Annotated in this window: 14 protein-coding genes; 5 read left to right on the top strand and 9 right to left on the bottom strand. The window is 62.2% G+C overall.

All coding sequences use genetic code 11. The features are described from left to right. The first annotated feature begins 23 nt into the window (after window positions 1–23). The 3 genes from JFT85_RS12815 (at window position 24) to JFT85_RS12805 (ending at window position 3330) form a co-directional block, all read left to right on the top strand. Window positions 24–626, top strand: a complete 603-nt coding sequence (locus tag JFT85_RS12815) for a DUF4136 domain-containing protein (RefSeq protein ID WP_069550929.1) — start codon at window positions 24–26, stop codon at window positions 624–626. Between the two features lie 45 nt (window positions 627–671). After that, entirely contained in the window at window positions 672–1229 is a 558-nt protein-coding gene (locus tag JFT85_RS12810; RefSeq protein ID WP_069550930.1) for a DUF4136 domain-containing protein, read from the top strand. Window positions 1230–1353: 124 nt separating this feature from the next. Beyond that, on the top strand, window positions 1354–3330 hold the full coding sequence (locus JFT85_RS12805) for a pilus assembly protein TadG-related protein (RefSeq protein ID WP_201229941.1): 1977 nt from the start codon (window positions 1354–1356) through the stop codon (window positions 3328–3330). On the opposite strand, the gene JFT85_RS12800 is transcribed toward JFT85_RS12805, so the two are convergent. Both JFT85_RS12800 and JFT85_RS12795 read right to left on the bottom strand, forming a co-directional pair. Further along, window positions 3327–6059 (bottom strand): PAS domain-containing sensor histidine kinase, encoded by a 2733-nt coding sequence (locus JFT85_RS12800; protein ID WP_078827691.1) that lies wholly within the window; start codon window positions 6057–6059, stop codon window positions 3327–3329. The two genes, JFT85_RS12805 and JFT85_RS12800, sit on opposite strands and share 4 nt — an antisense overlap. Further along, the gene (locus JFT85_RS12795) at window positions 6056–6493 is read right to left on the bottom strand and encodes a TadE/TadG family type IV pilus assembly protein (RefSeq protein WP_053254150.1); all 438 of its coding nucleotides are present in this window, start codon (window positions 6491–6493) and stop codon (window positions 6056–6058) included. The genes JFT85_RS12800 and JFT85_RS12795 overlap by 4 nt, the downstream gene beginning before the upstream one ends. Before the next feature lie 71 nt (window positions 6494–6564). Here JFT85_RS12795 and JFT85_RS12790 point away from each other — a divergent pair, with 71 nt between their 5' ends. Together JFT85_RS12790 and JFT85_RS12785 are read left to right on the top strand one after the other, a co-directional pair. After that, window positions 6565–7038 carry a prepilin peptidase gene (locus JFT85_RS12790; protein ID WP_053254151.1) on the top strand — a complete coding sequence of 158 codons (474 nt, stop codon included), beginning with the start codon at window positions 6565–6567 and terminating at the stop codon, window positions 7036–7038. 125 nt (window positions 7039–7163) lie between these two features. Beyond that, window positions 7164–7946 (top strand): response regulator transcription factor, encoded by a 783-nt coding sequence (locus JFT85_RS12785; RefSeq protein WP_053254197.1) that lies wholly within the window; start codon window positions 7164–7166, stop codon window positions 7944–7946. Between the two features lie 143 nt (window positions 7947–8089). Here the strand turns inward: JFT85_RS12785 and JFT85_RS12780 are convergent, their stop codons facing one another. From JFT85_RS12780 to JFT85_RS12750, 7 genes are read right to left on the bottom strand one after another with little or no spacing between them, the layout of a single operon-like run. Continuing rightward, on the bottom strand, window positions 8090–8359 hold the full coding sequence (locus JFT85_RS12780) for a DUF3613 domain-containing protein (protein ID WP_053254152.1): 270 nt from the start codon (window positions 8357–8359) through the stop codon (window positions 8090–8092). Between the two features lie 2 nt (window positions 8360–8361). After that, window positions 8362–9084, bottom strand: coding sequence for a tetratricopeptide repeat protein (locus JFT85_RS12775; protein ID WP_053254153.1), 723 nt, complete (start codon window positions 9082–9084; stop codon window positions 8362–8364). A 10-nt stretch (window positions 9085–9094) separates the two neighbouring features. Further along, a complete protein-coding gene (locus tag JFT85_RS12770) occupies window positions 9095–9988 on the bottom strand; it encodes a type II secretion system F family protein (RefSeq protein ID WP_078827692.1) in 894 nt (297 codons plus the stop codon). A 1-nt stretch (window position 9989) separates the two neighbouring features. Next, window positions 9990–10871: a type II secretion system F family protein gene (locus JFT85_RS12765; protein WP_078827693.1), complete on the bottom strand. Its 882-nt coding sequence runs from the start codon at window positions 10869–10871 to the stop codon at window positions 9990–9992. A 13-nt stretch (window positions 10872–10884) separates the two neighbouring features. After that, the gene (locus JFT85_RS12760; protein ID WP_053254155.1) at window positions 10885–12153 is read right to left on the bottom strand and encodes a CpaF family protein; all 1269 of its coding nucleotides are present in this window, start codon (window positions 12151–12153) and stop codon (window positions 10885–10887) included. Next, window positions 12150–13343 (bottom strand): AAA family ATPase, encoded by a 1194-nt coding sequence (locus tag JFT85_RS12755; protein WP_053254156.1) that lies wholly within the window; start codon window positions 13341–13343, stop codon window positions 12150–12152. Before JFT85_RS12755 ends, JFT85_RS12760 begins: the two co-directional genes overlap by 4 nt. Further along, complete coding sequence (locus JFT85_RS12750) at window positions 13340–14569, bottom strand: type II and III secretion system protein family protein (RefSeq protein ID WP_069550936.1); 1230 nt, start codon at window positions 14567–14569, stop codon at window positions 13340–13342. The genes JFT85_RS12755 and JFT85_RS12750 overlap by 4 nt, the downstream gene beginning before the upstream one ends. Window positions 14570–14574 lie beyond the last annotated feature (5 nt).

The following is a 14574-nucleotide window of genomic DNA, read 5'->3' as shown; positions in this document are numbered from 1 at the left end:
CGGCCCAGTCTGCGGAGGTCGAAATGCGTCGTCTCTGTTTGATCCTGTTGTCCCTGGGGTTGGGCGCATGCTCCAGCCCGAATCCTTACGTGGCCGCCTCGGCCCCGATGCCACCGGCGCCGGCACAGGCGGCCAACACCTTTGATGCCAGCGCTTACCCGGCGCCGGTCCGCGACTATGGCGCCTACCGCAGTTGGGCCTGGCTTAACGGCCAACTGCCGGCGGATTCGGCGTGGGCCGACTCGGCGCAAATTGCCGAGGCGGTCAGCGGTGCCCTTGACCAGCGCGGCTTGCGCCCCCTGCATGACAACCGTGCGCCCGACTTGCTGGTAAGCGCCGACGTGCGCCTGGAAAAACGCCTGCGCCAGGTCCAGGACGATTATGGCTATGGTTACGGTGGCTATAACCGCTATGGCAACGGTTACGGCATGTACAACTCGGTGCCGGTGGTGCGCACCTATGAAGTGACGGTGGCGGTGGCGCGTATCAGCCTGTTCGATGCCCGCACCCGCCAGCCGGTCTGGAGCACCAGCGCCGAAACGACCAGCCAGGGCAGCTTGAGCGAGCGGGCGGATGCGCTGCGCGAAGCCATGCAGAAGGCCATGACGGCTTACCCGCCCAGTTAGCCGCTATTCTCATCTCAGGCTTATGGCGTTTTTTGGAGAACAATCATGCTTCGTCGCTTCGCTGCACTTGCTGTTGTTTTACTGCTGGGGGGCTGCCAGACCAGTCAGGTCAACAACGACTATGACGCCAGCCGCGACTTCGGGGCCTACCGCAACTGGGCCTGGAAGGACCCGGCCCTGCAATATCGCCCGGATGACCCGCGCATCAAGAGCGACCTCACTGAGCAACGCATCCGCCAGGCCGTGGCTGAACAACTTGACCAGCGCGGCCTGCGTCCCGCAGCGGCAGGCACCAAGGCTGACCTGAACGTGCAGGTTTACCTGATCGTCGAAGACCGCCAGCAACAAGTCACGACCAATTACGGCGGCGCCTGGGGCGGCCCGTGGAACGGGTACTGGGGCGCGCCGATGTACAACGAAACGCGCAACATCACCTACAAGGTCGCAACCCTGCAGGTCGACCTGTTGGACGGCAAGGATGGCAAGCTGGTGTGGCGTGGCAGCGACGAGCAGATGATGAGCAGCACGCCGAACCCGCAGGACCGCAGCAATGCGATCCGCACCACCGTGACCAAGATCCTCTCGAATTACCCACCGCACTGAACCTGAGCTGTGCGGGAGCAAACCGCCTCCCGCATTTGCCCGTCATCCTCCGCAGCCCTTGTCTACACTCATTGACACCCCAGGAGAGTAAGCGCTCGGCAACTCGCCGGCACAGGAGTGCTCGATGTCTCCCCGATTGGCTTGCAAGCAGCGCGGTGCCATTGGCTTGATGGCGGCTGGCGTGTTGGCGTTGGTGTTGGTCTGCACGTTACTGGTGGTCGACAGCGGCCGTTTGTACCTGGAGAAACGCAAGCTGCAAGGCGTGGCGGATACGGCGGCACTGGAAGCCGTGAGTCGCGGCGGGACCTGTGTGGCGGGCCTGAGCGCAGCGGCTTATGCGGCGCAGAGTGTGGCCCGCAACCATTTTGTGGTGGGTAACGGCAATAGCCTGGCGACCCTTTGCGGCACGGTAACGACTGGCGCGTCTGGGGTGCGCACCTTCAGTGCCAACCCTGCGGTGTCATCGGCGATTCAAGTGGTGCTCAGCAAAACTGTCACGACCAGCGTGGCCGGCGGGATCTGGGCACTCGTTTCCGGCAGCCCGATCAGCGTCAACACCGTTTTGACGGCGACGGCAGTGGCGGCCAAGCCTGCGCCATCGTTGGCCCAGCTCACCATCAACAGCACCCTGGCCAGCGTCAACACAGCCAGCGCGAGCCTGTTGAACCCGTTGTTCAGCGGCTTGCTCGGCGGCAACGTCAACCTGACCCTGGCGGGCTGGAACGGCTTGCTCACTACCAATATCAACCTGCTCAGTTACCTCAACCAGTTGGCGGTCAACCTGAACGTGGCCGCCGGTAACTACACCCAGTTGCTCAACACCACGGTCACCGCGTCGCAGTTGATCCAGGCCGCGATCAGCGTGCTGACCGCCAACGGGGCGACGGCAGACGTGTTGACGGCGCTGGGCAACCTGCAAGTCGCTGCGATCAACCAGGCGCCCTTGACCCTCGGGCAAATCCTGCAATTGCAGACGGGCACCACCGCGGCCGCGCTGAACGCCAACCTGCAGGTGTTCCAACTGATCCAGGGCGTGGTGCAACTGTCCAACAGCCAGAGCGCGGTGGCGGCAACCTTGCCGGTGAGCCTGCTGGGGCTGGCCAATATCACCACCCAAGTCAAAGTGATTGAGCCACCGCAATTGTCGGCCATTGGCAACCCGGCACTGGCCGCCGCCAACCCACTGGGGCCGAATGCGATTTATGTCCGTACCGCTCAGGTGCGCACGCAGGTGACGGTCAGCTTGCCGGTGTTGAGTAGCTTGTCAGGGCTGACCACCGCGGTGAATAACCTGGTAGGGCCGTTGACGCCGGTGGTCAATGGCCTGCTGAGCTTGAACCTGGTGACCACCATCAACTCGGCGCTGTGTTTGCTGGGGGCTGGGTGCCAACAGTTGGATTTGCTGCCGTTGCCGGGCAACTTGCCGCTTAACATCGTGCTGGATGCCGGGGGCGCCAGCAGTTATGTCACCGCGTACAGCTGCCCAACCGGCAACGCAGGTACCAAGAGTCTGACGGCCAACACCACAACCTCTGTGGCATCGCTGAATGTGGGCGCGATCACGAATGCGTTTTCCACCACACAGCCGATGACGGTGGCCCCTCTGGCACTGATCGATATTGGCACCAAGACCTGTCACATGATTGCCTTTATCGGCAGTTGCGGTCCCCGGGTGCCATTTGCCGGCGGCGGGATCGGCATCAAGGTGCAGAGCCCGATCGTGGGGAGCAGCCAAACCCAGGTGTTTTCCAGCCCCACGCCGTTTGCCACACCACCCAACGTAGGCCTTACGCCTAGCTATTTGGCCGCCACGCCCGCCACCAATGTGGTGAGCAGCCTTTCCACCACCCTCAGTGGCGTGGGCATTACCGCCTATCAGCCGGTGGGCAATAACCCGCTGGGTAGCCTGATTACGAATACGGTCTCGCTGTTAAGCGGTGTCAGCGCCATCGTCACGCCGGTCGTGGATAGCCTGCTGGCCCCATTGCTCAACCCGATCCTGAACAACCTGTTGAACAGCCTGGGGATCAGCCTTGCGAATGTGAACGTCGGCGCCAACCTGACCTGCGGCCAGACCGGCGAAGCCTACCTGGTGATTTAAGCGTCGGTGGCCCTGGGCAGCTCAATACAAAACCGCGCGCCGTGTTCACCGTTGCTGACGCTCAGGCGCCCGCCCATGTTTTCCACGATGCCGTAGCTCACCGACAAGCCCAACCCGGTCCCCACGCCAATCGGCTTGGTGGTGAAGAACGGTTCGAAGATTCGCTCCAGTAAACGTGGGTCGATGCCGCCGCCGTTGTCTTCGACCCAGATGCGTACGTGGCGGCTGTCGTGTTCGGTGTGCACTGCAATCCAGGGGCGCAACGCGGGGTTTTTCTCGCGTTGGCTGACCAGCGCATCGCGGGCGTTGACCATCAGGTTGATCAACACCTGTTCAAGTTGGTCGATGTAGCCTTTGACCTGCACCGGAACCTGCGCCTGGGTCAGGCGCACGTCCACGCCTTTGCCGCGCAGGCCTTCGCTGAGCAACGACAGTGTGCCCTCCAGCGCCTGCGCCGGGTCGAAGGGTTGTTGCTCGATCTCCGAACGGCGGCCGAACACGCGCATGTGGTCCACCACACGGGCCGCACGCTGTACCTGTGCGTCAATGCGCTGCAGTTTTTCGGTCAGGTAATCGACCTGCGCGTCGCCATTGCCCAGGCGCTTGAGCACATTGACGATGGCCATGCGCATCACATTCAGTGGCTGGTTGATCTCGTGGGCCAGGCCGGTGGCCATTTCGCCGAGGGTGGCCATTTTCGCGCTTTGCGTCAGTTGTTGCTGAGAGCGGCGCACCTCGGTGTTGTCGCGGCCCACGGCCTGTACTTCCACCAATGCGCCGTGCTCATCAAATACCCCGCGGTCCGACCACACCCACCAGGCATGTTCGCGCCCAGGTAATTGCAGGCTGATTTCGGCGGTGCTGACGGGAAATTCCGGCGTCAGTTGCTCGATGCGGTGGGTAAATGCCTCGCGCTGTTCGGTCGACAGCCAGTCCCCCAGGTTCACCCCGTGCAGCTGTGCGGGTGAACATTCCAGGTAGTTGGCCAGTGGCGTGTTGCCAAACGTCAGGGTCAGGTCCGGGCGGTAGCGGCAAATCATCGCCGGGGAGTCTTCGACGAGGATTCGGTAGCGCTCCTCGCTGTCCTTGACCTGTTGCGCCGCCAGGGTCGCCTCGGTGACATCAAGCCACAGGCCGACCGCTTCCACCGGCACGCCAAGGTCGTCGCGCAGCAACTTGGCTTCGTCGAGCAGCCAGTGGTAGTCGCCCTGTTTGTCCTGCACACGATAACGGCTGCGCACGCTGCCTTCACGCAGCAGTTGGCGGGTGCGCTGGAAGTACAGGTCGCGGTCGTCCGGGTGTACCCATTGCACCAGGCTGTCGTGGTTGCACTCGGCGAGTGTACGGCCGAGCAAGGGGAGCAGGCTGTCACTGAAAAACACCGGCTGCAGGGCCCCGTTCACATAGCGCTGCACATAGATCACCGCCGGTGAGCTGGCTATCAGGTTGTCCAACCGGGCGTGGGCGGCGTCGGCTTGCAGTTGCTGGTTCTTGATGTCACTGATATCGAGCATAAAGCCGACCCAACGACGTTGCTCACCGGCGCCCAGCACTTGGCCCTGCACGCGATACCAGGTCGGCGGCCGGTCGGGGTCGCTGCGGTTCAGGCGTACGCTGGCGAGCAACGGCTTACCCAGGGTTTGCAGGTCGTGCAGACGACTGTGCAGCTCCTGGCGGTCGGCGGGGTGGATCAGGTTCAGCCACGTGTCCAGAGGTTGCCGAGTCGGGCCTTCCTCCGGGTCGAGGTTGCGTATCAATTGGGGGGCGAGCTGGATTTCGTCACTCGCGGGCAACAACTCAAACCAGCCAGTGCCCAGCAAGCCTTGCAGGGCTTCCAGGCGTTCCAGTTGTTGATGGTGACGGTGTTCGCGCAGGCGGCTGAGCAATGGCGCGGCCAGGGCAGCAGCGAGGTTCAGCCAGTCTCGATCGCCGGTGTGCGGTTGGCCGCTGTAGGCGCCGCACAGCAGCCATGCGGCGACGCCTTGGCCATCGCGATAGGGCACCAGAAAACCATCGGCATTCCCAAATACGCTATGCAAACGCGGGTGTTCACCACGCCCATAGGGGGCTTGCAGGCTCAGCGGCGTCGTACCGTTGAGACTGTCCAGGCAGGTGCCGAGCCGCTGACCGGCGTGCCAGAACAGCGGGGCGTCATGGTTGGCGTACTGGCTGTAGATCATCCAGCCCTGATCTTCCTGATCGAGCAAGGCGAGGGCGACACACGGGATACGCCAGCGTTGCGCGACGCTGCACAACTGTTCATTGAACACCTCGGGCAGGCGGCTGAGGCTGCACACGCGCAATTGCTCACTTACCCGGCTGGTCAGTTGATGGTTCTGTTCGCGCTGTTCGGCCCGGTCTCGGCCGCCGAGCAAATCGCCGATATCGACGGCATGCAACAGCCAGCCGTGCTCGTGGGCTTCTATCGTCGCCCGGGTGTGCAGGATCTGCCCGGCTACGCTGTGGAAATCCAGGTCGAGGCTGTGGCGTTGCCAATCGGCCGGCACACCTTCCACTGCCAGGGCGCTATGGGTACACAGAAGGTCGTGCAAGCGTGGCGAGTTCACCGGGTGCCCCAACTGCGGGCGCAGCGTGCCGCTGATCTCCAGCACATGGCCTTGAGCATCCAACTGCATGTGCAAACCGGCAGCCGGGGTCAGTGGCGTGTCGATAGCCAGCGCGCTACTGCGGCCGAGCAGGCGCCCGAAGAGTTTGTCGCCGGAACTCAAAATTGCAGGCTCGACTGGGCCTGCAACGTCACCGGCAATTGCGGCACGGTGCCAATGCCGGGCAGGACAATAAAGGGCATGACCGACTGGAGATTGGCCGACGGGTAGTTGATCTGCACCGACAGCAGGCCGTTGTTGAAGGTGGTGCTGATTTGGTTGATGTTGAAGTTGTACGCCGGCGGAATCCAATACAAACGCGTGGTGATAGCGTTTTTGGCGGTGCTCTGCACGGCGGCCTGGTAGCCCGGCATCGTCGGGTCCAGGGCCACGCTCAGCCGCACGGCCTCGGCGGTTGCCTGGTTGAACGACTGCAAGAGCAGCAGCGGCAGGCTATAGCTGACCATGCCGTAGAACACGGCGAAAAAAATCACAAACACGGCCACAAATTCGATCGCTGCCGTGCCTTTTTGCTTACTGGGGAGGCTTGTTTTCATCACCGCGTCTACCCTGACGGCTACTACTTGATATCAGCATAGAATCAATCGGCGAAAAGGGACGTTTTTTAGTGATCCAAGCTGCGGTGGTGCTGTTGTGGTTGGCGCTGTGTGCGAGGCAGGACGCCCGGCAACGATTGCTTGCCAATCGCCTGACGCTGGGCGCGGCCCTGTTGGCGTTGATTTATCTTGTGTGGACGGGCAACACCTGGCTCGGTGCATCCGTCGCGCAGGGGCTGTGGGCGTTTATCCTCGCGCTGCTGTTGACCTTGCCCGGTTACGCCCTTGGCCGGCTGGGGGCGGGGGACGTCAAGCTGCTTGCGGCGCTGGCGCTGGCATCGAATGCCGAGTATTTGCTGGGGTCATTTGTCGGCGCTGCGGCCGTCAATGTGCTCTGGCTGTTACTCGCGCCAAAACTGTGGCCGCTTATGCGTCAAGGGCTTAAAACGCATCTGCTGTACCTGGCCCCGAATTCGTCAAAAAAATTGCCGTTTGCGCCGTTTTTACTGGTGGGCTTTGCACTCGCCTGGTTTTGGATCCATTAGTCGTCAGAGGGTATTAACGCTATGTACATAGTCAGAAAGTACGTCTACGTTTAATACGCAGGTGCAGGAATATTTCGTGGTGAAGGATTAGTCAAACTATTGGCTTGCAAGGCATGGAGTCGCGCGTGAACAAGCTTACCTCTGCAGTAAAAGTGCTCGTAGTCGATGATCAGCCGTTGATCGTGGAAGAGCTTTGTGAGTTCCTTGAAAGCAGCGGTTTCCGCTGCGTGCCTTGTGAGTCCAGCCAACAGGCCTTGAAACGCTTCAGCGAAGACGCCGAGATCGGCCTGGTGCTGTGCGACCTGCATATGCCGGACATGGACGGCATCGAGCTGGTCCAGGCCCTGCAAAAGGTGGCCGGCAAACAGCGCGCCTTCGAGGCGATCATGTTGACCGGCCGCGCCGATAAGCAAGATGTGATCAAGGCCCTGCGCGCGGGGATCGCGGACTACTACCAGAAGCCGATCAACCTGCACGAGTTGCTCGAAGGCTTGCAGCGCCAGGAAGCCGCGCTGGAAGAACGCAAGAAGGAGCTGCAACTGGGGCACCTGAACCAGAAGCTGCAATTTCTTTCCGAGTCCATCAATGATCTGTACCAGGACCTCGACAAAGTGCGCCGCAGCCCGCAAGTGCTGGAAGGCGAAGATGCCTCGGCCGAGGAGGTCGGGCCGTTAGAAACGCCGGCGATCTTCAACCAATTGTCGCCGCGTCAGTTGGACGTCGCGCGGCTGGTGGGCAAGGGGCAGACCAACTATCAAATCGCCTGCGAGCTGGGCATTACCGAGAACACCGTGAAGCTGTATGTGTCCCAGGTTCTACGCCTGACCCACATGCATAACCGCACGCAATTGGCGTTGGCGCTATCGCCGAACAATTCGGCAATGCGCCAGCGTGTCACTGCCCACTGACCCTGTCCTTTCACACTCGGCCAAAATGTGGGAGCGGGCTTGCTCGCGAAAGCGGTGAATCGGCTGAGGATGTCTCGGCTGCTACCACGCATTCGCGAGCAAGCCCGCTCCTCCATTTGGCACGACGCGGGTGCCGGATTGGCTCAATTACTGCCTTGGGTCTGCCCACCGACTTTCTGTTCGAAATACTCCGGAATCGGATGCTTGTAGCTCTCCAGTAAGCGCTGGGCGGCTTGTTCGCGTTCTGCGGCCGTGGCCTTTTGCGGTGTCGTTGATGCGGCACGCCCACTGGCCTGCAAGGTCAGCCAGCTCTCGGTGACTGCCTGCTGCGGCGACGAGGGGCCGGGGTCTATGGCCATCACGCTCAGGGGCATTACCAGCACTGCCAGGCTGGTCAGATAAGGCACGTTCATGATCAATTCCTCGGGTGGCTGGCTGGATCGACGACCGTCGCGATCTGGTCCTTGGCCTTGGCGACGGTTGCGCTGGAGCCCTTGAGTTTTTCGGCCCTGGCCTGGGCATCGGTGACTTGTTCGGGGCTCAGGCCCATTTGAGTGACCAGTTGCGCGGCCTGCTGCCAGTTGTCCTGATAGATCAGCAGGGTCACCAGGTTGATCGCCGCCAGCGGGTCGCTCTGCTTGAGTTCCATGGCGGTCAAGAATTCGAATCGCGCATCCTCAAGACGCAGTTGGTTGAGGTACACCACGCCCAGGTCGTTGCGGATCTTTTCGTCGGTCGGGGCCAGTCGCGCCGCGCGTTGCAAGTGCGACATGGCTTGCCCGTTGTCGCCCTTGGCCGAGGCCAGTTGCCCCAACCCGTGTTCGCCTTCTGCGGCCATGCAGGTGCCGAGCAGGCTGCGATAAAGTGGCTCGGCCTCGCTGCGTCCCAGCAACCGATAAGCCTTGGCCTGGCGCAGGCGCACCTGGGGCAGCGTGGCCGGCAAGCTCTGCAGGTTGGCCAGGCTGGCGTGCAGCTTGCCGTCGTTGGCCATTTCATCGGCCAGGTTCAGCGACAGTTCCTGGTCGGCGCCGGGCTTGGGGCAGGTGCCGGTGGCCGTCAGGGCGCCCCACGGGGTCTGGCCATTGGTGGCGCAACCGCCGAGCAGTAACAGGCTCATACCGGCTATCAAGGCTTTCATCGGGCGCTCCTCATAAGTTACTCAAGGCCCGAGAGATACCGATAAACGCCGGCCCCCCAAGCACGATCAGCAGGGCGGGAAACAAAAACACCATCATCACTACCGACATTTTCGCGGACATTTTCGACACGAATTCCTGAATGCGCGTCAGGCGTCGGTCGTCGAGCAATTGCTTGAGCGCCAATAACGATTTCATCGCGCCGCCGCCCTGCTGCACCAGTTGCTGGAGGATGGTGCAGGTGTCGGTGAATTCGTCCACGGCCAGCATCCTGGCGGTTTTACCCAGCTCTTCGCTGAGTTCCAGGCCGGAGTCGACGCGGGTCAGGATCAGGCGCAGTTCATGGGTCAGCGCCGGCAGCAGGCGCTGCGCTTCAATGCTCAACACGCGTAGCGCTTGTTCGACCGCCATGCCGGATTCGAACAGAATGCGCAGCAGCGGAATGAACGTGGAGACCTCGCGCGCAATGCGTTGCTGCCGCGCATTGGCGGCCCTGGCCAGAATCCGCTTGGGCAGCAGGTAGCCGATGCCCAGGCCAATCAAGGGCGCCAGCCACGGCGACGCCGTGTGGGGAAACAGCAGTTGCTGGCCCACCAACACAACGCCCAACAGCAGTAACGGGGTGCCCACTTGGATGGCCGCGAACATGGAGCGCTGGGAGGCCTGGCGCCAGCCGACCCGGTTGAGCAGGGTTTGGGTTTCGTTGTCCAGGCTGACCGAACGCTGCGCCAAAGGGCTGTTGCCCAGTTGGCGCATTAGGTTGCCGAGCTTGTGTTCGCTGCCCATCTGGCCCTGCAAACGCTGGGCGACCAGGCGTTGGCTGCGCCGATGTTTAATCAAGTTGGCCAGCACCAGCGCCAGGGCAGCCAGGAACAGTACGGCGCTGATCAGCAGCGAAATAGCCATCTCATACGCTCCGCAACATGCGCCACAAGGTGAAGCAGCCCAACAGCTGCATGATCAGCGCCACGAACAACAGCATGCGCCCGGTGCCGTCATTCCACATGGTCATCAGGTAGGCGGGGTTCACCGCCAGGAAGTAGCCGATCATCGAGATCGGCAGAGCGGTGAGCACATAGGCGGTCACCCGGGTTTCGCCGGTCAGGGCGCGTAGCTGGCGAGCGGCCTGCTCGCGCTCGCGGATCATCTTGATCAGGTTTTCCAGCAGTTCACTGGCGTTGCCGCCATAGCGATGGTTGACCTTCAGGCCCAACGCGAACAGGCGAAACTCATCACGCTCGTAGAACTCGGCAAAGTCGTGGGCGGATTCCGGCAGGCTGACACCCAACTGCACGTTGCGCCGGATACGGCCCATGGCCTCTTGCAGCGGGTCCTCTGTGATCTCGATACCGCCCAGCACCGCATCGGCCAACGTGCGTCCGGCCTTGAGGCTGCGCACGGTATGGTCGAGCAATTGCGGTAACTGTTCGATCATGCGCTTGATGCGTCGTTGGTAGCGCCAGGCGATGTACAGACGCAACAGCAACAGCGGCAATACCAGCATCACCAGCAGGCCGGCCCAACCGGCCACCAACCCACCCAACACGACGCCCAGGCCCCACATCGTCAGCCACAGCCCCAAGCTGTCGCTGGGTTTGCCGAGGCCCGCACGCAGGAACATTTTTTCCACGCCACTCCACTGGCCGGCCTCTTCGGTCAGTTGCGGCTGGCCTTCGGCGAGCCGGCCCAACACGCGCTCGGTCTGGGCGCGGCGCAGGCCGTTTTGAAAGGACCGAAGCGACAGGCCGATCAGGATCAGGCAGATGAGCAGCAGGATAGCCCCGGTCATGGTTGTGCCTCCTTCAAGGCAGTGTCGGTTCGCGGCGCAGTTTTTCGCCGGCAGGGTTGACCGCTTCGCGCAGAAAACCGAAACCGGTACGCCGGTCATGGCGGAACAGGGTGTTAGTCACGTAGACGTCTTCGCGGATGCCCACCACCTCGACCACTTCGCTGACGCAACGACGCCCGTCGGGCAGGCGGGTCAGTTGGATCACCACATCCAGGGCCGCGCAGATCATTTGCCGCAGGGTTTTCTCCGCCACCACGCGGCCGGTCAACCCCACCAGGGTTTCCAGGCGCAGCAGCGCATCACCGGCGTTGTTGGCGTGCACGGTGCTCATGGAACCGTCGTGGCCGGTGTTCATGGCGGTCAGTACATCGAGCACTTCGACACCACGGATCTCGCCGAGAATAATGCGGTCGGGGCGCATCCGCAGGGCGTTGCGGATCAGGTCGCTGGCCTTGACCTCGCCGTGGCCCTCGGCGTTCGGCGGGCGGGTTTCCAGGCGCACGACGTGCGGGTGGCCCAGTTGCAACTCGGCCACGTCCTCGATGGTGACCAGGCGTTCATGGGGGTTGATCAATTGGCTGAGAATATTCAGCAAAGTGGTTTTGCCGGTGCCGGTGCCGCCACTGATGAGGATGTTGCAGCGCTTGCCGACCGCGTCCTGGAAGAAGTCAAAGATGTTCTGGTCGATGGTCTGCATCGCGACCAGGTCGCTGCTCTTGAGCATGTCCTTGCGAAATTTACGTATCGACAGGCACGGCCCATCGAGGGCGATCGGCGGGATGATCGCGTTGACCCGGCTGCCATCGGGCAGACGGGCGTCGACCATCGGCGATGACTCATCCAGGCGCCGGCCCAGCGGCGCGAGGATGCGTTGCATCACCCGCTCAACGTGGTGCGAATCGATAAAGCGCAGGTCGCTCTGGTGCAGCAAACCGTCACGCTCGATAAACACCCGGTGCGGGCCATTGACCAGGATTTCCGTCACGGACGGGTCGCGCAGCAGGACTTCCAGTGGGCCGAAACCGGTCAACTCGTCGACGATTTCTTCGGCCAGCCGTTCCATCTCATAACGGGAAATCGCCAGGTGCAGGCGGTTGATGTATTCAGCGACTTTGTCGATGACGAACTGCGCCAACAGCTGGCGCGAGCCCTCCAGCAGGTTTTTTCCCGACTCTTCGATGGCATCGATGATGTAACGATGCAGCACCAGCTTCAGCCCGTCGTGGTCCGTATTGCCCCCGAATTCGCGAACCGGTGTGCCAAAGAGTTTTTCGCCGTTCATTTGCCGGCTCCCAGCAAGCGTTCAAGCCAGGTGTTGGACGTTTTCTTCATGCCTTCCGAGCGTTTTGCGAGGCGCTCGCCGAGGGTTTTCAGGGCGTGGGTCAGGCTTTCCCGAGGGGCCAGTGCAAACAGGGTTTGCCCCTGGTTCTTGGCGTTCAGGCGCACCTCCGGGCTAAACGGCAACACGGCGATCACTTCCAGCCCGAAGCTTTTGCCCAAGGCCTCGGCATCGGGCGCGCAGCCTTTGATATAGCGGTCGACCAAGAGCTTGGCGTGCTCCAGTTTCATGCCTTTTTCGCGCCACTGTTTAAGCACGCCAAGGTTGCGACGGCAGTCCAGTACGCTCTGGTCGGCGCACCACAACAGCTTGTCGCAGTGGCTGACAAACGTGCGCAGCGCTTCGCTGTCCGGTTGGCCGGCGAGGTTCACCACAATGTGTTGGAAGTGCTGGCGCAAGGCACTGAGCAGCATGTACAGCTCGGCGGCGCTGGTCAGCTCCAGCGGCTCGTCGTTGGGGGCGTAGGCGAGGATGCGCAGACCGTCTTCGGCAGAGGTAAACGCGCTGTTGATCAGGGTGGTGTCCAGCCGCCTGAGGTGGCGCAGGGCATCGCCAAAATTGAATGAGCTTTCCAGCCCCAGCAGCGCCAGGCTGTCGCCGCGGGGCAGGCCCAGGTCCAGCAGCAACGTTTGCTGGCCGCTCTTTTGCACGACCAACGCCAAATGGCTGGTGAGCAGGGCGCCGTCGGCATTGCTTTGGGTGCCGTACAGCACGGTCAGGCCGCCCAGTTGGGTGTTGGTGGTGACCTGCGGCAAGCGCTTGCTCAGGCGGCGCACCAGCCCGGCGACTTCGCTGGAGCGTGAACCGTAGGCGACAAAATCCCGGGCGCCGGCGCGCATTGCATTGAGTACCAACTGGTTGTCCATGCCGTCACCGAGGGCGACGATGGCCAGCATCGGCTTGGCTTCCAGCGCACCTTCGATCAGCGCGCTTTGGGCGACCACGTGCTCACGGTCGAGGCCGATGAACACCAGGTTGGCGAAGGTGACATCCACCAGCGCCAGCAGCTCGTCCAGGGTGCCACTGCCGGCACTGACCACTTGGCCAAGCGGCGCCAGCGCGCCCTGCAGCCATTCCAGGTCGGTGGTATTGCGCGTGATTGCCAGAAACGTCTGGCTCAGGCTATCGCTCATTGGGACAAACCGTTGAGTCGGTCGAAATTACCGTTTTCCAGAAAATACAGGCGGTACCAGTTCGGGTCGTAGTTGCGCAGCTTCTCGCCCGGCAAGGACGGTAATTGGGCGTTGGCCGCCAACGGTTGCACCAGGTGCGGCGTGACGATCATCAGCAGTTCTTTGTCCTGGCGTTTAACCGAGGAATCGCGAAAGAACGCCCCCAGGACCGGGATGTCGCCGAGGCCGGGGAATTTGCTGATATTGGTGCTGTTGTTGCTGCTGATCAGGCCGCTGATCACGAAGCTTTCACCGTCTGCCAGCGACACGCTGGTGTCGGTGCGGCGGATGGTCAGGGCCGGTACCGAAATGTTCTGGATGATCACCGCGTTGGTGTAGTCCAGCTCGCTGACTTCCGGTGCGACTTTGAGGGAGATCCGGTTGTGGTCGATCACGGTCGGGGTCAGCGTCAGGCGAATCCCGAACTCCTTGTACTCGATCGAGATGCTGTTACTACCGCTGCTGGGCACTGGAATTGGCACTTCGCCGCCCGCGAGAAACGTCGCGCTCTGGCCGCTCATGGCTACCAGGCTTGGACGCGCCAGGGTGTAGGCAAAACCGCTGCTTTCCAGGGCGTTGATCATGGCCGAGACACGCCCGCCACCGAAGCCGATATTGAAGGTGTCGCCGTTGACCGGCAGGTTGCCGCGAAACGGCGTACTCACCGGGTTGGCCACGTTGCTGGGGCTGCCGAACAGGAAGTTGCCGCCGCGCCCGAAGATCGACGTGCTGGCTTCCTTGAGCTTGGTGCGGCTGACCTCGACAAAACGAATGTCGGTCTGCACCTGGCTGGGCAGCAGCGGGTCATCGGAAGGCGACAGTGCGAGGTTGGTGAGGGCCGAGGTGGCCTTGCCTTTGACGAATACCATGCTCTGGCGCGGCGTGTTCGAGCAGGCGGTCCAGACCATCAGGCTGGTGGTGCCGGAGGAGACACCGGTCAGCAGGAAACCGCGGTCCCCGTTGAGGTGGACATCGGCAATTTTCGGGTCGCCGATCGCCAGGCGCGTGATCGCGACGGGTGATTGCAGCTCCTGTTGCAGACCCTCGCCTACCGAGAGTGCGGCGGGCAGTTGGCCCAGGCTGCCGCAGTTGCCTGGGGCGGCCACGGCCATACCCACAGACACATTCGACAGCATCAGGGCACAGGCGATTTTCAGCGTGAACACCGGTGCGAAACGTCGGCTCATGCACA

The organism is Pseudomonas sp. TH04 (genome assembly GCF_016651355.1).
Lineage (GTDB): Bacteria > Pseudomonadota > Gammaproteobacteria > Pseudomonadales > Pseudomonadaceae > Aquipseudomonas > Aquipseudomonas fluorescens.
The sequence above is the reverse complement of the archived record's forward strand: the minus strand, read 5'-3'. Positions and strand labels throughout refer to the sequence as shown.